Genomic DNA, 17,896 nt, shown 5'->3' on the forward strand with positions numbered 1-17,896 from the left:
CGTATCGGCGGGGTCCGCGGAATGGGGAATGTCCGGGGGGCGGATACCGGAATTCCGGTGTTCCGTTCGCCTGCTACGCTCCGCCGCATGGACCCGGATTCCGTTTCCCCGCGCCCGTGGCGTTCGACCGGTCCGCGCCTGCTGGCCGGTGCCGTCGGGCTGTGGGCGGTGTTCCTGCTGCTCGACTTCCTGGCGGGCGGCCGGTGGTGGTTCTGGCTGATACCCGGGCTGGCGCCGCCGCTGCTGTTCCTCGCCGTCCCGGTGGCGCTGCTCGCGGTGGCGTGCACGGCCCCGGCGGCGCCGGTGCGGCGGTGGCTGGTGCCGGCGGTGGTGGCGCTGCTGCTCGCGGGGCTGCCCCGCACGGGCCTCAACTGGTCGGCGCTGCTGCCGGGTTCGGCGCCCGCCGGGGCCGGTCCCGCGCTGTCGGTGTTCTCCTGGAACACCGAGTACTGGGACACCACCGACGACCCGGAGGCGTTCTACCGCTTCCTGCGCGCCCGCGACGCCGACGTCTACCTGCTCCAGGAGTACCTGGCGTGGGTGCGCGAGACCCACACCGAGGTCCGTGAACTCGACCGCATCCGGCGGGAGTTCCCCGGCCACCAGGTGGTGGTCACCGGAGAGCTGGTCACCCTCTCCCGCTTCCCGGTGCTCGCCACGCCGCCGGTCGGCCCGGCGGTGGCACCGGACGCGCCGTGGGAGGAGACCTTCACCAGGCGCAAGGTGCTGCGCACCGACCTCGACGTGCACGGGCGCACGGTGTCCTTCTACAACGTGCACGTCCCGGTCCAGGTGGACACCCGGGAGTCGGTGTTCGGCGGCGGGTTCTACCGGGTGGTCCGGGAGGCCGACGCCGCCCGCCGCGAGCAGTTCACCGCCCTGGAGCGCGACGCCGCGGCCAACCCGAACCCGCTGCTGATCGCCGGTGACTTCAACACCAGCCCCGCCATGGCCGACCTCGACCCGCTGCGCGCCCGCTTCGACGACGCCCGCTCGGCGAGCGGCGACCTCTACCCCGGCAGCTGGGGCGGCGTCCTCGGCGCCGACTGGTGGCGCCTGGACTGGGCGTTCACCAACCACGCGGTGGCGGTGCGGCACTACGCCTTCGTCGACGACCTGGGGATGTCCGACCACCGGGGCCAGGACCTGCGGATCTCCCTGCGGCCGTGACCTCCTGACGTCGCGTCACCCGGCGTTCCCCTATCGTGGGGCCATGGACCTCAGTTCGGAACTGACCACGCTGGCCACGACCGGCGCGACCCAGCTGGTGGGCGCCATCGCCACCGACACCTGGCCGGCCGTGAAGTCCGGCGTCCTGGCCCTGTGGCGGCGCGCCCGCCCGGAGCGGGTCGCCGAGGACCTGGAGGAGGCCCGCGAGCAGCTGCTCGCCGCCGAGGAGTCCGGCGCCGACGCCGCCGGACTGCGGGTCCTGCTGGTCGAGGAGTGGCAGGCGCGGCTGGCCCGGCTGCTCGTGACCCATCCGGAGCTCGCCGACGAACTGCGGGCGCTGGTCGACGGCCTGCGGGCGTCCGGCGGTGAGCGCCCCTCCGGGCCGGTGACGATGACCGCCCACGTCACCGGCGGCGGCAGCGCCTACCTGGCCGGCCGCGACCTCACCGTCCACCAGCGGGCCACCGAGTGACGTGACCGAGCCGCAGGAGCCGGCCCGGCACCTGGAGGTCACCGTCTCCGGCGGCTCGACGGGAGGCTGCGCGAGGGCGGCCCGCCGATCGTGCTCGGGCCGTCCGGCGCCGGCAAGTCCTCGCTGCTCGCGGCCGGCGTGCTCCCCGCCGTCGCCGACGGCGCCCTGGCGGTGGCCGACTCCATCGGGACCGTCACCCTGTGGAACCTTCCGCCGACCCTGCTCGTCGGCGGGGGGCCCGTCGCGTTCAGCCCGGACGGCCGGCTGCTCGCGACCACCGATGGGGACACCGCGGTGCGGCTGTGGAGTCTCACCGATCCGGGCCGCCCCGTCGCCGTCGGGTCCGTTCGGTCCGAGGCCCCGGCGCCGATCCAATCGCTCGCGTTCAGCCCCGACGGGCACTCCCTCGCGATCGGTGTCCGGACGACCGGCGGGACCGGGGGCGCGGTCCGACTGGCGGAGGTCACCGACCCGCGTCGCCCCGGCCCGCCCCTCGCGCTCGGCGCTCCGCCGTCCGGCGACGACACCGTCGTCGCGCTCGCGTACCGGCCCGACAGGCACATGCTGGCCAGCGCTCACGAGTCGGGCGCCGTCCACCTGTGGGACCTCGTCGACCGCGACCGTCCTCCGCACGTCGTGCGAGCACCGTCCCCCTCCCGCAACCCGGCAACCTCCCTGGCCTTCGACCGCGACGGCACGACCCTCGCGGTCGGCCTCCTGATGGGCGTCGAAAGCCACCTGATCGGCGTGGGCGCCGACGGGCCGACCTCCGCGCCGGGCCCCGCGGTGACCGGTCCTCCCGGGCCCGTCGCCGGGCTCTCGTTCCGCCCCGACGGGCACGCGCTGGTGGCGGGCGGCTGGGAGAGCACGACGAGGATCTGGGACCCGGGGACCCGGTTCGACCACGTCCGCCGGCCGCCGTTCCCCGTCGCGACCGGCTTCCTCACGGCAGCCGGGTTCAGCCCGGACGGCGGTACCGTGGCGGCCGGCAGCGGCGACGGCACCGTCCGCCTCAGCTCCCTGGATCCCGCCACGGGAAGCCCGGTGGCACACGGCCGCGTGCTCACCGGCCCGAGTGGCGCCGTCGCCTCCATCGCCTTCTCACCCACCGGGGACCTCCTGGCGGTGGCGGGCTCCGACGGGACCGTCCGCCTCTGGGACCTCGACATCGGCGCCGCGATCTCCCGCATCTGCGCGACCAGCGACGGCGTCCTCACCCGCGAGACGTGGAGCGAGCTGTTCGGCGACACGCCCTACCGGCGCCCCTGCGACCGCTGACCCGGACCGGCCCGGCGCGAGCGGCTGTCGGTGGCGCGTGGTTGAGTGCCGGCGTGCACGAACTCCTCACCCGCCTGCCCGACGCCCCCGCGCTGCGGGACCGCTGCCGGGGCATCGCCATGCTCGAAGCGGTCCTCGGTCCCGCCTGGGGGGACCGCTACTACTCGTTCGACTCCCGGTGGGGCGCCGGCGAGGAGATGGCGTCGATGCGCAACGGGGAGGGCGACGACTGGTTCGTCGTGTTCTCCGCGGCCGGGGTGTACGCGCGCGGGTTCGACCACGAGGTGGCGAACGCGGGGGCGCGGCTGCTCGCGGAGGTGCCTTCGGCGTTCCGCGCGTACGTGACGGAGCCCGCGTTCGGTGAGGAGGACGGCGCGCCGCTCGCCACCGTCTGCTTCTGGCGCGAGCGCGGGGACGCCGCGTGGCGGGCGCCGTCGGCCGCGCCCACCGGCGGGGTGGGGCTCTTCGGGCTGCTCGCCGCCGAGGACCCGGCGGAGGCGTACCGGGCGTGGGCCGAGGAGTACTACGAGCGGGAGGACCCGCTCGACCCGGCGGCGGTCGCCCACGTGCTGGCGCTGCGCCCGCTCACCGCGGCCGTGGTGTCCGCGCTCGACCCGGACCTCGGCCTGGACGAACTCGCCGGCGACATCGCCGAGATCGGCTACCCGGTGGCCTGAGGGACCGGACCTGACCGGTGGCGGGCCGGTGGCGGGCCGGTCCCTCAGGGCGGGCGGGGCGAGGGCTACAGCGCGGCCTCGTCGAGCCGCTCGCGCTGCTCCGGTGTCAGCGTCACGCCGAGGGCGCCGAGCGCCTCGTCGAGCTGGGCGACCTTGCTCACGCCGACCAGCGGCAGGATCCGCGCCTCGTGGTCGAGCAGCCAGCTGAGCGCCACCTGGTTGACGGTGGCGCCGGTCTCCTCGGCGACCGCGCGCAGGGCGGCGAGGCGCCTGGGGGTGCCGGGGTGGTCGTAGGCGGCGCCGATCTCGACGTCCTCGCGGGTGAGGCCGCCGGAGAGGATCGGGCTGTACACCCACAGCCGCAGGTCGCCCTCGGAGCGGACGTAGTCGAGGAGTTCGGAGGTCACGTGCACATGGGCGGAGGAGAGCAGCGGCACGTCGAAGCGCGGCTGGAGGTAGGAGTAGCGGTACTGCAGGTGCGCGTAGCGCGGACCGTCCCCGGCGAGCGCGCGGGCCCGCTCGACCCGCCACACCGCGTGGTTGCTGGCGCCGACCGCGCCCGCCTTGCCCGAGGTCACCAGGTCGGCCAGCGTCTCCACGGTCTCGGCGAGCGGCACCGAGCGGTCCTCGATGTGCGTCCAGTACACGTCGACGTGGTCGGTGCCCAGGCGCCGCAGGCTGCCCTCGATGCCGGCCCGGACCGCCTTCTCGGACAGCCCCTCCGCCGCCTCCAAGCCCGCGCCGGGCACCGTGGGCCGGGCGCCCACCTTGGTACTGATGACGACCCGGTCGCGCGCCTTGCGGCTGGCCAGCCAGCGGCCGATGACGGCTTCGCTCTCGTCGCCGGTCGCGCCGTCCAGCCAGAACGCGTAATTGTTCGCGGTGTCCAGGACCGTTCCGCCGTTCTCGACGAAGTGGTCCAGGATCCGGAACGAGGTCTTCTCGTCGACGATCGTGCCGAAGCCCAACGTCCCCAGGACGACGGTGCGCTGAGGAACTGTCATGGGTTTGCATCCCTCCCGTTGTGGTCTGGACCATTCAAGACCCATTCGCGATCACCCGCAACAGCGTCCCGGATCGCCCGGCCCTGAACGCCGGCGCCCGGCCGTGGCAGCACGGTGGGCGGTCCCCCGGGGCCGAGGTCCAGCCGGCCCGGTGGCGGCGATCTCGTCCGACTGCTCGCCAAGGGCTTCGCGCAGCCCCGGCCGACTTGACGGCGGGACGGCGGGACGGCTACCAGTCCGCGATGTCGGGCTCGAAGAAGTCGCTGAAGCAGCCGGCCTCCCGCGCCGCGGCGGCCCGCCCGGGGCCGGGAGCGGACAACCGCCCGGCGATCCCGCGCAGTTCGCCGGGCGTGCGGCCGGACAGGGCACGGAAGTCCCGGTTCATGTGGGCCTGGTCGTGGTAGCCGCTCCTCGCCGCCACGTCGGCGAGGGTGAGGTCGCCGAAACCGGACAGCGTGAGCGCGCGCTGGAAGCGCAGGATCCGGGACAGCGTCTTGGGCGGGACGCCGACGTGGTCCCGGAACACGTGCTGCAGCCGGCGCTCGCCCCGGCCCGTCGCGGCGGCGAGTTCCCGCGCGGTCAGGCCGCCGTGCGCGTCGCGCAGGCGCTGCCAGGCCTCGACAGCGAGGTCCGTGGCGGGCGGCGCGTCCGCGAGCCGCGGCCCGAGGACGGCGTCGACGACGGCCCAGCGGGCGGACCAGTCCGGCGCCTCGGCCAGCCGTTCGGTGAACCGCGCCGTCCAGCCGGGGCCCATCGCCTCGTCCGGGTGGGCGGCGGCGTTGGCGAGCAGGTGCAGCGGCAGGCCGAAGAAGCGGAACGCCCCGACGGCCGTGAACTCCACCTCCACGGCGTGGCCCGAGCCCCGGTAGCCCGCCACCACCGGGGCCGTCTGCAGGCCCGCGATCATCGCGTGCCGCGTCCCCTCGCGCTCCGCATCGCCCAGCCCCTGCCGGACGTACAGCGGTTCGCCCCAGCCCACCAGCAGGGTCACGGCCGCGCTGGGCAGGGTGACCCTCGGGCGCTGGACGCCGGCCGTCCGGTACCCGCGGCACCGGACGACGTCGCCGCGCATCCACTCCGGCGGCCGCCGCTCGACGTTCTCGCCCCGGTCGTCCTCCGAGCCCACGGCCCCTCCCGTCATCCCGAACCCCGGATCCTCCGCTCGACCCGCTCGACCCGCTCGCCCTGCTCGCCCCGCGGTTCGCTTTCGTACAAGCGCCCGCCACCCCCACGCCCCCATCCTGGACGGGCACCCCCCACTCGGTGCCGGCCCCGCGCGGGGGGCGGGGCCGCCACCGGGCGGGGATGCCGACCACCCCTCCCCCTCAGGCGGCCGTGCGCTCCCAGGGGATCTCGCGGTGGAGCAGGGCCCGCCCCAGCGGCTCGCCGGAGCGGCGGGCGTACACGGTGCGCTCGCGCACCTCGTGGCGGGTGCGGGGGCGGTAACCCGGGCCGCCGCAGCAGGACTTGTGGAAGCCGATGCCCGCGTTGAGCAGCAGCGCGAGGGTGCGCCAGGCGGCGGTGTCGCGGCGGGGCGGGGCGGCGAAGGCGGAGCCCACGTGGCGCAGCGTCCCGGCGCAGCGCGGGCAGCGCCGCTCCTCGGTCGGCCGGCCGTAGGGCTGCTTGTACGAGGCCCGGCAGGGCAGGCAGACGTAGGAGGTCTTCGCGTGGGCCATGCGGCTCACCGTACGGCACGGCCGGCGGGCGGCACGAGCCGGTATCCGTCCACCGCCGCCGTCCGCTTGTCCTGGTAGGGGCAGGCCAGTTGCTCCTGGATGGCGTCGGAGAGCAGGTCCTCCTGCCCCTTGAGCGCGTCGGCGATCTCCTGGTCGACGGGGAACACCAGCTCGGCGGCGACGTTGTCCTGCACGATCCGGGCGAGGTTGTCGAGGGCGGTGAGGACGGGGTCGGCGGGCGTCTCGGCGGTCGGCAGGTCGATGAGGTGCGTGGCCACGGCGGCCGGGTCCATGAACCGCCGGATGATGACGCTGTTCTGGTTGAGCACCGAGGTCGTCCACAGCGAGAGGACCACCGCGTAGAGGCCCTTCCACCGCTGCTCCCCCACCCGGCGGCGCCAGCGCCGCATCACCGTCTCCACCCCGGCGGTCTGGGCCTTGGCGGCGTGGTCCATGGTGGCGCGGATGTCGCCGTACACGCCGCCGGTGAAGCCGGTGAAGGCCCTCGTCAGCTCGGCGCCGGACATCGGGCGCTCCACGGCGGTCGCGACGAAGCGCAGCGCCGCGTCGAGGATCCGCCGCGAGGACGCCGCGGGCCCGGGCGGCAGACCGGCGCCGTCGAGCTGCCGGCGGGCGACGGTCAGGGTGGCCGCGAAGTCCTGGAGCGGCCGCACCCATTCGCGCCCCTCGGGGCCCTTGAGGTACGGGGCGAGGATCGTGAAGGTGCCGAGCGGCACGTGGGCGACCGACTTCGCCAGCTCGAACACCTCGTCGACGGGGTGCAGCGATTCCCGCTCCCCGCCGTCGACGAGGGTGTAGCGGCCTCCCCGGGAGTCGTTCTGCACGACGATCACCGGGGTGAGGTGGGTGGTCAGCCCGGCCTTGAGGGAGGCGTAGTTGCGCCGCATGTCGGCGTTGACGGCGAGCAGCGCGTCGCGTGCCCGCCGTCGCGCGGCGGAGCGGAACGCCACCTGGTCGAGGTCGTGCGGATCGACGTCCGCGCCGTGGTCGTTCCGGTACTCCGCCATCGTGCGCCCCGCTTCCCCGGTTCGGATCGTTCCCTCCTCACGGTCCCCGTCCCGGTGTCCCGGCCGACAGGGCCCGTCGTCCCGTTCACCCCCGGTTGGACCGGTGTGCGGTAGATCACGGCGACCGCCGCGGCCGCTCCCGCCTACGATTCGTGACCGATGCACCTGCCCCGGTCGAGGAGACGGATCCCGTGACCACCAGCACGAACGCGCGCGAGAGCTACTACGAGCGGACGGGCGAGCACACGTTCAAGCCCACCGCGTACGCGGGCGGGGCGTGGAGCGCCGACGAGCAGCACTTCAGTCCGCTGGCCGGCCTGGTGGTGCACGCGATCGACCGGTACCTCGCCGAGCGCCCCCGGGGCCTGGCACTCGCCCGGATCAGCTACGACATCCTGGGCCGGATCGCGCTGGACGAGTGCGAGATCACCGTGCGGACCGTCCGCCCCGGGCGCACCATCGAACTCCTCGAAGCGACCGTGACGATCGGCGGCCGCGCCGTCGTACGGGCCCGCGCCTGGCTGCTGGCCACCCTGGACACCTCGGCCGTCGCCGACAGCCCGCGCGAGCCGCTGCCCGCGCCCGGGTCGCTCCCCGCCTGGACGATGGCCGACGCGTGGAGCGGCGGCTACATCTCCTCCATCGACGTGCGCCGGGTGCCGCCGGTGCGCCGGGGCCGCGCGACGGCCTGGATCTCCTCGCGCGTCGACCTGGTCGCGGGCGAGCCGAGCAGCCCGTCGGCGTCCTTCGTCGCCCTGGTGGACACCGCCAACGGCATCGCCCCGCAGCAGGACCCGACGGCGTGGATGTTCCCCAACGTCGACCTGACCATCCACCTGCACCGCCGCCCGCGCGGTCCCTGGACGGGCCTGGACACCACCGTCACCTTCGGCCCGACCGGCCAGGGCCTCACCAGCACGGTGCTGCACGACGTGGACGGCCCGGTCGGCCAGGCCGAACAGATCCTCACCGTCCGCCCGCAGCCGGGCGCATGACCGGAGGTCCCACCGCCGGCGGGGGGCCGGGAGCGGCGGGGCGCTCGTCGCGGAGGCACGGGAGCGCCTGCGGTCGGGCGCGACGCCGGCCCTGGTCTGCGGTCAACTGGCCGAGGGCACGCTCCGGTGGTGGGACGCCGCGTCGGCCGTCGGCCGGGCGCTCGGGATCCCCGAGCCGGAGTTGCGCCGTCGGCTGCACGCCGCCCCGGAGCAGGTGCGGGGCGGGCTCCGGCCCGGCGAGGAGCAGGTGTACGGCGAACTCCTCGGCACGATCGGCGTGTTCGACCTCCCGAGGCGGCTCGACGCGCGGGAGCGGGCGATCGCGGAGCACCTGCGCGCCGCCGTGCGCGCGATGGGCGGCGTGGCGAGCGGCCACGCCGCCCTCCTGGCGCGCCGTCTCGCCGCGGGCGAGCCGGCGGACGCCTTCGGCACCCTCGCCCACAGCGGCCCGCGCGCCGGCGGCGGCCGGCCGACGGCGTACTGGGCGGCGCTGGTGGCCGGCGGCGAACTCCTGGACACGGCGAACGGCGACACCCACGGCGGCGTGGCGCCGGCGCTCGCCGAGTGCCGGCGCCGGCTCGCGGACCGCGTGCGGCAGTCCGGCCCGCCGCCCTCCGGTGTCGGGCCGCCAAGTCAGGCCGCCGGGCCGGACGCGTAGGCCAGGGGCGGGGCGATGGCCTGCGCGTCCTCGCCCTCGCCGACCCACAGGCCGATGAACAGCGCGGCGGTCGCCTCCAGCAGGCCCGCGCGGTCCAGCCCGCCGGCGGCGACCGGCCGGCAGCCGGTGTCCCGCACCAGCTCGTGCGCCCGGTCGAGCGCCGCCGGGTCGTCGCCGCAGACCGGGACGGCCAGCGGCCTGCCGTCGAAGACGGGCGGGCGCATCCGCCACACGTCCTCGTGGCAGAGGTTGAACGCCTTGACCACCTCGGCGCCGGGGGCGGCCGCGGCCAGCCGCCGCGCGGCCGGGGGCCCGCCGTCCGTCAGCAGCCGGAAGCCGGGGCCGACGGGGTTGGAGCAGTCGAGCAGCACCGTGCCCTCCAGTTCCGCGCGCAGCTCCCCCGCCACCTGCGCGCCCGCCGCGAAGGGCAGCGCGGCCAGCACCACCTCGCCGAACGCGGCGGCCTCCCGCAGCCCGGCGGCCCGCGCGCCGCCGCCGACCCGGCGGGCGAGCCGCTCGGCCGCGGCGGCGTCCCGCCCGCCGACCGTCACCTCGTGCCCGGCCCGGGCCCAGTGCGTGGCGAGAGCGTCCGCCATGTTGCCCGTACCCAGTACACCGATCCTCATCACGCAGTCCTCCGCGGGTCGTCCGAAACCGTCCCCGCCGACGCTAGAGAACCCGTCAGGCACCATTCGGTACGTGACCACCGACAGCTTCCTCGCCGACTGCCGCGCCCGCCTCGCCTTCGACCTGCTCGCCAACACCTGGAACGCCGTGGTCCTGTGGGCCCTGCGCGACGGGCCGCTGCGCCCGGTCGAGCTGCGGGAGAGGATCGGCGGCATCAGCTCCAAGGTCCTCACCGAGACCCTGCACCGGCTCCGGTTCAACGGTCTGGTCGAGCGCCACGCCCTGCCCGGCGCCCCGCCGCGCGTCGAGTACCGGCTCACCGCGCTCGGCCGCACCTTCCTCGCGCCCATCGACGCCGTCGGCGCCTGGGCCTTCGAGCACGGCGACGAGGTGATGGCCGCCCAGGAACGCGCCGAGGCCCGGCCGCAGACGCGCTCGGAGGCCCGCCGCCCGATCGCCACCACGCGCCCCGGGGGCTCCACCCCGTGACCGAACGCTGACCGTGCGGATGCGAACCAGGTGTGCGGCGACTAGGCTTGATGGCGATCTCAAGGGTTCCCGGGATCGCCATCCCCCCTTGCCTCCAGTCGTGACCGACGGGAGAGTTTCATGTTCATTCTTGCCATGACGTGCGTGGCGGTCGTTCTGACAGGCGTCCTGACAGGCGTCCTGGTCCGCCTCGCACGACCCGCCTACGCCGATCTCAAGTGCGGCGACGCGCCCATGTACTTCGACGGCGGGCTCGTCGTCACGTGGGCGGGACCCGCCCCGAGGGAAGCGCGGGTGACGCTGACGGACGGCGATGTCTTCGAGCGGGTGGAGCGGGCCACCGGGCCGGGAATTCCCTCGGACTACCCGGAGAAGTATCTGCGGGGCCTTCGCACGTCCGACGTGTTCAACGCCTGCACCGCGTGGACTCCCGACGAGCTGGTGCGCTGGCAGGGGCGCTACGGGATCGAGATGGAGCCCGAACCCCTGAGCGTCTTCGACGACTACCTCAAGAGCGGCAACACCATCTTCATGGCGCTGGTGGACCATCCGAGCGTCTCCGATCCGGGATCGTTCGTGGCCTGCAGCCTGGTGCTCCAGCGGGCCGTGATCGTCTTCAACGGCGGACGCCAGGACCTGTTCCTCCGCTCGTACTTCCACAGCGCGCGGGCGGACTCGTCGGAGTTCGTCAACTTCGCGCCCGGCGGCAGCGTCCACTACTCGTTCAGGACCGACACCGCCTGGTTCCCCCTGGAGCTGACCCGGTTCATCTCCGAACCCTCCTCGTACGTCGAGCTGGACATCGTCACCCCCGAGGGATTCGACGAAGGCCTTCTGCCGGCCCCCTTCTCGACGCGAGAGAGCGGCCACACCCTGCTGGGCGGCATCACGTACCGGGTGAGGCGGGCCTCGGCCGTCTTCAGGATCGGAGATCAACGTCGGGCCATCCCCGACTTCAGGCTCGCGCTCGGCCGCTGACCTTCCGGGTCCGCCCCGCCGAGGCCGGGCGGGGCGGGCCTTCTGACGCTCGGCCAGGGGAGAAGCCCGTGCACACCGCCGAGATCGTGTACCTGGCCGGACTGGCGCTGGCGGTCATGGCCGTGGTGTCGTCGACCTCCTTCGTCCGGATAGCGTCGGAGTCCATGGCGCCGACCCTGGTCGTCGACGACCGGCTCCTGGTGCTCCGGAGGTCGGTGCTGACGCGGCGCTGTCCCGCTCGCGGCCAGGTGGTCGTCTTCACCGGCGGTGCCGACGGTGCCGACGGGCGCAGGATGGTCAAGCGCGTGGCCGCCACAGGCGGGGACAGCCTTCTCGTCGGCGGCGGCTCCCCGGCGGACGGCGCGCTCGGCCACGGGACGCGGGTCGATGTACCCCCGGGCGGGATCTTCGTCCTGGGCGACAACCGAAGGGTTTCGCACGACTCGCGTGACTACGGGTGCATCGGTGCTCGGCAGGTGACGGGCCGGGCTCTTCTCGTCGTGTGGCCGCCGCGCCGCGTGCGGGTGGTCCGTTGACGACCGCTTCCGGCTCCCCGCCGTCGTCCGCCGACGCCGCCCGCGTGGAAAGTCGGCGGGGCCGACTTCCTGCGCCGGCCCCGAGACCGCGGAAGGCCGGGGCCGGCGCAGGAAGTCCCTGCCGGCCGGCGGTCAGTCGGACGCGGCGACGCCGACGGCCGTGCGCTGCGGCGGCGCGAGGGGCGTGCGCCGGGTGCGGTGCGCCCCGACGGCGGCGAGGGTCGCGCAGGCCCCGATGAAGGCCAGGCCCCAGGGCACGGCCCGGATGTCGGTGGCGACGAACCAGCCGATCGCCGTCGGGAAGAGCACGCTGCCGCTCATCGAGGCCGCGATGGCGAGCCCCACGGACCGGCGGTCGCCGCCGCGCTGCGCGATCCAGGCCAGACCGCTGGGGAACACCGGCCCCAGCGCGAGCCCGGCCAGCAGATAGCCGGCGACCGCCCCGTGCGGCAGCGAGGCGACGAACAGGAAGACGCTGGTCCCGGCGAGTCCGGTGATGACCAGACCGGCCGTCGGCACCCTGCGGGCCAGGGCCACCGCGCCGAACTTGGACACCGCGGTGGCCCCCCAGAAGACGGCGACGATGCTCGCCGCGGCGGCCGCGCTGTGGCCCTGGCTCTGGATGTCCTTGGCGGCCCAGGCGCCGATTCCCGTCTCCAGGCCGCCGTAGCCCAGGTAGAGCAGCAGGAAGACGGCCAGCGCGTTCCTGCCGAGCGCCTTCGGCGCGCCCCCGTCCGCCGGCTCCTCCCGGGGCCCCCAGGCGGTGACCCGGCTGACGCGGAAGCAGAGCAGGGCCCCGAGGGCCGCGACGAGGAAGCCGTAGGGCCGGCCCCACTTGAGCGAGGCGCCGGCCAGCAGCGGGCCGAGCACGGTGCCCAGCGCGAAGACCCCGTTGAGGAGGTTGACCAGGCTCACCCCGTTGGCCTGGCGGGCGAAGGCGCTGTTCACGGTGAGCACGACGGTGCCGGCCCCGAAGCCGGCGAGCGCGCAGCCGAGCAGCCCGGCGGCGAGGCTCCCGGAGAGGTAGATCCCGGCGCAGCCGGCGGCGTAGAGCGCGGTGGCGAGCGGGAGCGTGCGGCGGCCGACGGACCGGACGGCGGAGGAGATCACCATCGCGGCCAGGCAGCCGGTGAAGAAGGCGGTGATCAGGTACGGGACGCCCGCCGCGCCGGAGGAGTAGCGCTTGTCGAACAGCGGCAGGAGCGGGCCGGTGCTGGACTGGGAAATACCCACGAGGAATAACAGAAAAAGGGCCGGAATGTATCCCTCGGCCTTTCGGATGCCTACGGGCACGGTGCCTCCTGTCAGTATGGACTGGTGGTGCGGAAAGGCGCTGGCGGGCCGGGTGCTTCGCCTGTGGCAGTTCATCAAACGGACGCGATCAGGTGATGTCCGTCACGCCAGGCATCGTCACAAAGGAACATAAATCGGTCATATCATCCTCTCATCTGCCCACCATCACGGAGAAATATCCACGCCGGGCAGCCGGCCGGGCAGCCCGTGTCCTTTCCGATTCGACCGCGATCTGACATAAAAGATACTGCGAAATGCACTCATCCCTTTTTGCCCGATGCGACGGAGGAATGACATGCGCTACGCAGTGACCGGCGGCGACGGGTTCATCGGTCAATACGCCATGCAGTACCTGCGGGAACAGGGCCACGAGGCCGTTTCCATCGACCGCCGGTCCGGTGTCGACCTGCTGGACGACAAGCTGCGGCCCGCGCTCGCGGGCGTCGACGGCGTGATCCACCTCGCCGGCATCCTCGGCACCGAGGAGCTGTTCGCCTCGGTCGAGGACGCGATCGACGTCAACATCAAGGGCACCTACCGCGTGCTGGAGGCGTGCCGCGAGAACGGGGCCCGATTCGTGGGCATCACCATGCCGCAGGTCTGGCAGAACGTGTACCAGAGCACCAAGCAGTGCGCGCAGAACCTCTCCTACGCGTGGCACGCGAACTTCGACGTCCCGGTCAGCCACGTGCGGGCCTTCAACGCCTTCGGCGCGGGGCAGAAGCACTACGGGGTGCAGAAGATCGTCCCCACCTTCTCCCTCCGCGCCTGGAACAACGAGCCGATCCCGGTCTGGGGCGACGGCGAGCAGACCGTCGACCTGGTGTACTCGGCCGACCTCGGCCGGATGCTCGTCGAGGCGCTCGGCTTCGGTGACCGCGAGGTCTTCGACGGCGGCACCGGCGTCTCCTTCACCGTGAACGAGGTCGCCCGGATGGTGCTGGAGGTGACCGGCTCCACGGCCGGCATCGCGTACCTGCCGATGCGCAAGGGCGAGACCCGGAGCGCCGACCTGGTGGCGAAGGGCGAGGGCTGGGACAGGCTGGGCTGGCACCCCGAGTTCCGCGAGTCGGACCTGGAGCAGACGGTCCTGTACTACCGTCAGTTCGCCAACTCCTGAGCCCGGGGGCCGTCGTGGACCAGCTGTTCGAAGTCGTGGACAAGACGCTGCCGTTCTGTCCGCCGGACGACCGTGCGGCCCGTCTCACGGTCCAGGTGACCGTGACCGGCGGCGGGGCCCGGCCGCGCACCACCTCCTTCGGGCTGGTCTTCGGCGCCGACGACCTGCTGGGCTGCTGGTGGGGCGACTCACCGGCGGTCCGGCTCCGGCTCGGCCTGTCCGCCGACGCGCCGGCGCGGGTCCGCGGGGGTGCGGCCACCGGCACCTCGCTGGTCATGTCCGGACAGATCGGGTTCTCCGCGGACTGGGCCGAGCTGGCGGCCCTCCGGGCGTGCGCGGGCGGCCCGCTGTTCCGGGAGTACGCGCGGGCGCTGGACGGGCTTCCCGCCGTGCCGGCGGTCCCGTCCCCGGGGAACGGCCGGCGGGCGGTGGCCGTCCTGGCGGCACCGAACGACGCGGACGGCACGCTGAGCAGCATCGCGCGGGCGCGCACCCTTCACGCCGTGGAACTGCTGGAGACGCCGGGCACGCGGCTGGTGCTGACCGGGGGCTTCGGGGCGCAGTTCAACACCACGGAGCAGCCGCACTGGCGGCACTGCGCGGCCTGGCTGGCGGCGCGGCCCGGCGGGCCGCCGCCCGTCTTCGCGTGCCTGGAGACCCGCCACAGCTACGACGACGTCCTGTTCGTCGACGCGTTGGCGCGCCGGCACGGGTTCGGGGAGGTGGTGCTGGTGACGTCCGACTACCACGCGCCCCGGGTCCGGTACATCGCGAGCCTGATGATGCCCGCCTGCCGGGTCGCGGAGGTGGTCCATCCCGACCTGCCGGACGGGGAGTTGGCGCGGCTGCGGCGGCACGACGCGGGCGCGCTCGGCAAGACGGTCGCCTCGACGCTCCTCTTCGGGCGCGACCGGTCCCTGCTGCCGCTGCGGCGGGTGGAGGGCGCCGGCGGGCCCGGCGAGGTGTGGCGCCTCGACACCACCGGCTCGGAAGGATGAGTGAGGACGGGAATGGGTCAGATGTTCTGCGAGCGTATTCTGTTCGACCTCGACGGCGTGCTCGTCGACTCGCTGCCGCTCATCGAACGCATCCTGCGGGACTGGGCGGTGCGTCACGGCCTGAACGCCGACGACGCGGTGGCCAAGTCGCACGGGCGGCGGGACATCGACCTGATCGCGCTGATCGCACCGGAGCTGGACGCGGCCTACGAGGCGGGTGTCATCGCCGGGCTGGAGGAGCACGACTTCGAGGGCATCCGGCCGATCCCGGGGGCGCGGGAGCTCCTGGACTCGCTGCCGCCGGGGAGTTGGGGCGTGGTCACCTCGGGGACCCGGCGGGTGGCCCGGGGGCGGCTGGCGGCGGCGGGACTGCCGGAGCCGGCGGTGCTGTTGGCCGCCGAGGACTTCGAGCGGGGCAAGCCGGACCCCGAGGGGTACCTCAAGGGCGCGGCGGCGCTGGGGACTCCGGCCGGGAGATGCGTGGTGATCGAGGACGCCCGGGCGGGGGTCGAGGCCGCCCTGGCGGCGGGGATGCACTGCATCGGGCTGGGGGGCGGTCTGGGCGGGTTGCCCGAGGGGGCGCTCGCGGGGGCGGTGGAGGATCTGACGTCCATTCATGTGGCGGCGCTGGAACAGGGGTTGCTGCTGGAGGTCCGGCGCTCGCGGTAGCCACCGGAGGGGTTCGCCGATCGACGGAGGGGCCCGGAGGAAGAACTCCTCCGGGCCCCTCGGGGACATCTCGCTATCCCGCGGTCACCAACGTGCCCAGCGCCTGTGCCACGCGGTCGATCGCCGTACAGACAACCTCCGGCTGATAGGCCGTGAAGCACAGCCGGAAGTATCCGGGGGCGGGGCTGTGCATGGTCTCACCGGGCAGCAGGGCGACTTCGGCCGCCGGGCCGGCCAGGTAGTTGAAGAGCCACAGCTCGTCCTCGTTCACGTCGCCGTCCCGCGTGAACGGCAGCGGCGTCACGGTGGCCGCGCCCTCGGGCGGGCGCTTGCCCAGGTAGGCCGTCAGGTCGATCCAGAAGAACTGCGCCGGGTTGTCGCCCTCCGTGTGGACGAACTCGATCCCCCGCTGCACCAGCCGGTCCCGGACCTTCTCGAAGCTCGCGGTCAGCAACTCCCGGTACCGGGACATCGCGTAGTCGGTGTACAACTCCGCGCCGCCCCCGTTCACCGTCGTGTCCAGGATCGCCCGCAGCACGTAGTGCTTCAGCGAGTCGACCGGAGTGAACCACGACATCGGGTGCTTCTTCTCCTCGATGCCCTTCGTCCCCAGCATCGCCCGCTGCACCGGACCGGACCTCGACACCAGGAAGCCCGTCCGGAACCCCGAGAGCCCGAAGTCCTTCGCGAACCCCCACACCACGTGGATCCGCTCCGGCGCCCGGTCGTACGCGTCGAGCGCCAGCGCGCTCGTGAACGGCACCCGCCCGCCGTCGACCTGCGAATGACAGTAGATCTCATCGGAGAGGACGTGCATCTCCGTCTCGTCGAGCACCCACGCGTAGATCTCGTCCAGGAGCGGCTGACCGTAGTTGACGCCCAAGGGGTTGTGCGGGTTGGTCAGCGCCAGCAGCCGGGGGTACTCGGCGTTCACGCGGTAGTACCGGTAGTACTCCTCCTTGATCGCGTCCAGCGTGAGCCGGAACCGCCCCTCCCCCTCGGTGGGCAGCGGCACCGGGACGCACTTCAGCTTCGGCCGCTGCTCGAACGACCAGTTGAACCCCTGCCAGTACGGCGCCGGCAGCAGCACCGCGTCCCCCTCCTTCAGCGGCGGCGGACCGGCCTCCCCCGGCAACAGCGGACCCTGGAGCGCGAACGCGAGACACTCCAGTGCCGAGCCGACGCCGCCCGTGCCGAAGAGGTCGCCCGGCGCCACCGGCGCCTCGAAGGCCTTGGTCAGCAGCACCGCGACCTTCTCGCGCAGCTTCGGGTCGCCGTACGCACTGATGTAGTGGATGTACTTCTCCGGCAGCAGGCGGGTGTCGTCGAACACCATCTTCTGCATCGAGTCCTCGTAGACGAGGACGTTCTCCGCGACGGACAGGTCGAGGAAGTCGTCCGGAGCGAGCTCACGGCGGTAGAGCGCGAGGGCCTGCTCGAAGTCGGGGATGCGAGCGATCAGCTCGGCGGGCTCGATCGGGCCGGTCGAAACGGTCATGACGGAGTGGCTGCCTTCCAGGGTCGCTGACGGTGCGCACGCGGATGGCTTCAGCGCACCACGCTCCCGCACTCCCCGTCAGCCATCCACGCCCATCCAGCGACATGGACAGGAGCTCACTCCTTGCGCCGCGCCCTCCCCCGCACCAACGCGCCCCCGCTCACCACCAGCGCCGTGCCGAGCGCGTACACCGGCAGCCACCGCGTGGTCGTCGCGGCCAGGCAGTCGTCCACCGCCACCCGGCTCTGCTGCTCCCGCGCGTACGCCAGCGCCGCCGCGTCCCGCCCGGCGAGGTCTCCCAGCGCGGCCTGGGCGTGCAGGCTCTCGTACCGGCCCGCCTGCACGCACCCCTCCCTCGTGCCCGGAATCGGGAACAGCCGGTCCCACCGCTGCAACGCCGGCGCCAGCGCCAGCGCCACGCACAGGCCCACCACCAGCGAGTACGCCGCCAGACTCCACCCGTACCCGGCAGTCCCCCGCGCCGGCACCCGCCCGAACGCCAGAACCACCGCGAGCAGCGTCACCCCCAGATACGTGGAGAACCACTGCCACGAGCCCTCCGCCAGCGAGAACGCCAGCACCACCCCGAGCGCCGTGCCGAGCACGCCGACATCGGCGCCGCCCCCCGCCGCCGCGCCACCGGCACCACCACGACCACGCACAGGCCCACTCCCGCCTCCCGGCTCCGGAGCACCAGCCTCCCGCCCGCCCCCGCCGGAACCGCACCGAC

20 protein-coding genes are annotated in these 17,896 nt (G+C 73.9%); 12 read left to right on the top strand and 8 right to left on the bottom strand.

What is annotated here, in order from left to right; translation table 11 throughout:
• Positions 1 to 87 precede the first annotated feature (87 nt).
• The 4 genes from ABT238_RS16195 to ABT238_RS16210 all read left to right on the top strand — a co-directional run bounded on the left by ABT238_RS16195 (position 88) and on the right by ABT238_RS16210 (position 3,597).
• A complete protein-coding gene (locus tag ABT238_RS16195; protein ID WP_350759280.1) occupies positions 88 to 1,170 on the top strand; it encodes an endonuclease/exonuclease/phosphatase family protein in 1,083 nt (360 codons plus the stop codon).
• 43 nt (positions 1,171 to 1,213) lie between these two features.
• Positions 1,214 to 1,642, top strand: a complete 429-nt coding sequence (locus tag ABT238_RS16200; protein ID WP_350759290.1) for a hypothetical protein — start codon at positions 1,214 to 1,216, stop codon at positions 1,640 to 1,642.
• A gap of 66 nt (positions 1,643 to 1,708) precedes the next feature.
• On the top strand, positions 1,709 to 2,920 hold the full coding sequence (locus ABT238_RS16205; protein WP_350759635.1) for a WD40 repeat domain-containing protein: 1,212 nt from the start codon (positions 1,709 to 1,711) through the stop codon (positions 2,918 to 2,920).
• Between the two features lie 53 nt (positions 2,921 to 2,973).
• Complete coding sequence (locus tag ABT238_RS16210) at positions 2,974 to 3,597, top strand: hypothetical protein (RefSeq protein ID WP_350759295.1); 624 nt, start codon at positions 2,974 to 2,976, stop codon at positions 3,595 to 3,597.
• A 65-nt stretch (positions 3,598 to 3,662) separates the two neighbouring features.
• On the opposite strand, the gene ABT238_RS16215 is transcribed toward ABT238_RS16210, so the two are convergent.
• From ABT238_RS16215 to ABT238_RS16230, 4 genes are all read right to left on the bottom strand, one after another.
• Positions 3,663 to 4,601, bottom strand: coding sequence for an aldo/keto reductase (locus tag ABT238_RS16215; protein WP_350566121.1), 939 nt, complete (start codon positions 4,599 to 4,601; stop codon positions 3,663 to 3,665).
• A gap of 229 nt (positions 4,602 to 4,830) precedes the next feature.
• Complete coding sequence (locus ABT238_RS16220) at positions 4,831 to 5,742, bottom strand: helix-turn-helix domain-containing protein (RefSeq protein ID WP_350759319.1); 912 nt, start codon at positions 5,740 to 5,742, stop codon at positions 4,831 to 4,833.
• 184 nt (positions 5,743 to 5,926) lie between these two features.
• Entirely contained in the window at positions 5,927 to 6,277 is a 351-nt protein-coding gene (locus tag ABT238_RS16225) for a paraquat-inducible protein A (protein WP_350759326.1), read from the bottom strand.
• A 5-nt stretch (positions 6,278 to 6,282) separates the two neighbouring features.
• On the bottom strand, positions 6,283 to 7,305 hold the full coding sequence (locus tag ABT238_RS16230) for a hypothetical protein (protein ID WP_350759333.1): 1,023 nt from the start codon (positions 7,303 to 7,305) through the stop codon (positions 6,283 to 6,285).
• Between the two features lie 191 nt (positions 7,306 to 7,496).
• Here ABT238_RS16230 and ABT238_RS16235 point away from each other — a divergent pair, with 191 nt between their 5' ends.
• Both ABT238_RS16235 and ABT238_RS16240 read left to right on the top strand, forming a co-directional pair.
• A complete protein-coding gene (locus tag ABT238_RS16235; RefSeq protein ID WP_350759343.1) occupies positions 7,497 to 8,300 on the top strand; it encodes a thioesterase family protein in 804 nt (267 codons plus the stop codon).
• Positions 8,301 to 8,481: 181 nt separating this feature from the next.
• Complete coding sequence (locus ABT238_RS16240) at positions 8,482 to 8,958, top strand: hypothetical protein (RefSeq protein ID WP_350759352.1); 477 nt, start codon at positions 8,482 to 8,484, stop codon at positions 8,956 to 8,958.
• Here ABT238_RS16240 and ABT238_RS16245 read toward each other — a convergent pair.
• Positions 8,934 to 9,584: an NADPH-dependent F420 reductase gene (locus ABT238_RS16245; RefSeq protein WP_350759363.1), complete on the bottom strand. Its 651-nt coding sequence runs from the start codon at positions 9,582 to 9,584 to the stop codon at positions 8,934 to 8,936. The two genes, ABT238_RS16240 and ABT238_RS16245, sit on opposite strands and share 25 nt — an antisense overlap.
• Before the next feature lie 73 nt (positions 9,585 to 9,657).
• On the opposite strand from ABT238_RS16245, the gene ABT238_RS16250 reads away from it, so the two are divergent.
• The 3 genes from ABT238_RS16250 to lepB all read left to right on the top strand — a co-directional run bounded on the left by ABT238_RS16250 (position 9,658) and on the right by lepB (position 11,588).
• Entirely contained in the window at positions 9,658 to 10,074 is a 417-nt protein-coding gene (locus ABT238_RS16250; protein WP_350566107.1) for a winged helix-turn-helix transcriptional regulator, read from the top strand.
• Between the two features lie 144 nt (positions 10,075 to 10,218).
• Entirely contained in the window at positions 10,219 to 11,052 is an 834-nt protein-coding gene (locus ABT238_RS16255) for a hypothetical protein (protein WP_350759385.1), read from the top strand.
• A 68-nt stretch (positions 11,053 to 11,120) separates the two neighbouring features.
• The gene (gene lepB, locus ABT238_RS16260) at positions 11,121 to 11,588 is read left to right on the top strand and encodes a signal peptidase I (protein WP_350759398.1); all 468 of its coding nucleotides are present in this window, start codon (positions 11,121 to 11,123) and stop codon (positions 11,586 to 11,588) included.
• Positions 11,589 to 11,720: 132 nt separating this feature from the next.
• Here lepB and ABT238_RS16265 read toward each other — a convergent pair whose 3' ends face one another.
• Positions 11,721 to 12,956 carry an MFS transporter gene (locus tag ABT238_RS16265; RefSeq protein ID WP_350759407.1) on the bottom strand — a complete coding sequence of 412 codons (1,236 nt, stop codon included), beginning with the start codon at positions 12,954 to 12,956 and terminating at the stop codon, positions 11,721 to 11,723.
• Positions 12,957 to 13,176: 220 nt separating this feature from the next.
• Here ABT238_RS16265 and ABT238_RS16270 point away from each other — a divergent pair, with 220 nt between their 5' ends.
• The 3 genes from ABT238_RS16270 to ABT238_RS16280 are packed head-to-tail and all read left to right on the top strand — an operon-like array spanning position 13,177 to position 15,668.
• Entirely contained in the window at positions 13,177 to 14,001 is an 825-nt protein-coding gene (locus ABT238_RS16270) for an NAD-dependent epimerase/dehydratase family protein (protein ID WP_350566100.1), read from the top strand.
• A gap of 14 nt (positions 14,002 to 14,015) precedes the next feature.
• Entirely contained in the window at positions 14,016 to 14,999 is a 984-nt protein-coding gene (locus ABT238_RS16275; RefSeq protein WP_350759435.1) for a YdcF family protein, read from the top strand.
• A gap of 21 nt (positions 15,000 to 15,020) precedes the next feature.
• A complete protein-coding gene (locus tag ABT238_RS16280) occupies positions 15,021 to 15,668 on the top strand; it encodes an HAD-IA family hydrolase (protein ID WP_350759448.1) in 648 nt (215 codons plus the stop codon).
• A 73-nt stretch (positions 15,669 to 15,741) separates the two neighbouring features.
• Here the strand turns inward: ABT238_RS16280 and ABT238_RS16285 are convergent, their stop codons facing one another.
• Positions 15,742 to 17,166: a pyridoxal phosphate-dependent aminotransferase gene (locus tag ABT238_RS16285; RefSeq protein WP_350759463.1), complete on the bottom strand. Its 1,425-nt coding sequence runs from the start codon at positions 17,164 to 17,166 to the stop codon at positions 15,742 to 15,744.
• Positions 17,167 to 17,282: 116 nt separating this feature from the next.
• Positions 17,283 to 17,828, bottom strand: a complete 546-nt coding sequence (locus tag ABT238_RS16290) for a hypothetical protein (protein WP_350759470.1) — start codon at positions 17,826 to 17,828, stop codon at positions 17,283 to 17,285.
• Positions 17,829 to 17,896 lie beyond the last annotated feature (68 nt).

This window comes from Kitasatospora sp. NPDC001527 (assembly GCF_040298605.1).
Taxonomy (GTDB): domain Bacteria; phylum Actinomycetota; class Actinomycetes; order Streptomycetales; family Streptomycetaceae; genus Kitasatospora.

What these genes read in the sequence shown, in the direction of transcription:
- ABT238_RS16195 (WP_350759280.1), top strand. Translation starts at nt 88, where the DNA reads ATGGACCCGGATTCCGTTTCCCCGCGCCCGTGGCGTTCGACCGGTCCG.
- ABT238_RS16200 (WP_350759290.1), top strand. Translation starts at nt 1,214, where the DNA reads ATGGACCTCAGTTCGGAACTGACCACGCTGGCCACGACCGGCGCGACC.
- ABT238_RS16215 (WP_350566121.1), bottom strand. Translation starts at nt 4,601, where the DNA reads ATGACAGTTCCTCAGCGCACCGTCGTCCTGGGGACGTTGGGCTTCGGC.
- ABT238_RS16220 (WP_350759319.1), bottom strand. Translation starts at nt 5,742, where the DNA reads ATGACGGGAGGGGCCGTGGGCTCGGAGGACGACCGGGGCGAGAACGTC.
- ABT238_RS16225 (WP_350759326.1), bottom strand. Translation starts at nt 6,277, where the DNA reads ATGGCCCACGCGAAGACCTCCTACGTCTGCCTGCCCTGCCGGGCCTCG.
- ABT238_RS16230 (WP_350759333.1), bottom strand. Translation starts at nt 7,305, where the DNA reads ATGGCGGAGTACCGGAACGACCACGGCGCGGACGTCGATCCGCACGAC.
- ABT238_RS16245 (WP_350759363.1), bottom strand. Translation starts at nt 9,584, where the DNA reads ATGAGGATCGGTGTACTGGGTACGGGCAACATGGCGGACGCTCTCGCC.
- ABT238_RS16265 (WP_350759407.1), bottom strand. Translation starts at nt 12,956, where the DNA reads ATGAACTGCCACAGGCGAAGCACCCGGCCCGCCAGCGCCTTTCCGCAC.
- ABT238_RS16270 (WP_350566100.1), top strand. Translation starts at nt 13,177, where the DNA reads ATGCGCTACGCAGTGACCGGCGGCGACGGGTTCATCGGTCAATACGCC.
- ABT238_RS16280 (WP_350759448.1), top strand. Translation starts at nt 15,021, where the DNA reads ATGTTCTGCGAGCGTATTCTGTTCGACCTCGACGGCGTGCTCGTCGAC.
- ABT238_RS16285 (WP_350759463.1), bottom strand. Translation starts at nt 17,166, where the DNA reads ATGACCGTTTCGACCGGCCCGATCGAGCCCGCCGAGCTGATCGCTCGC.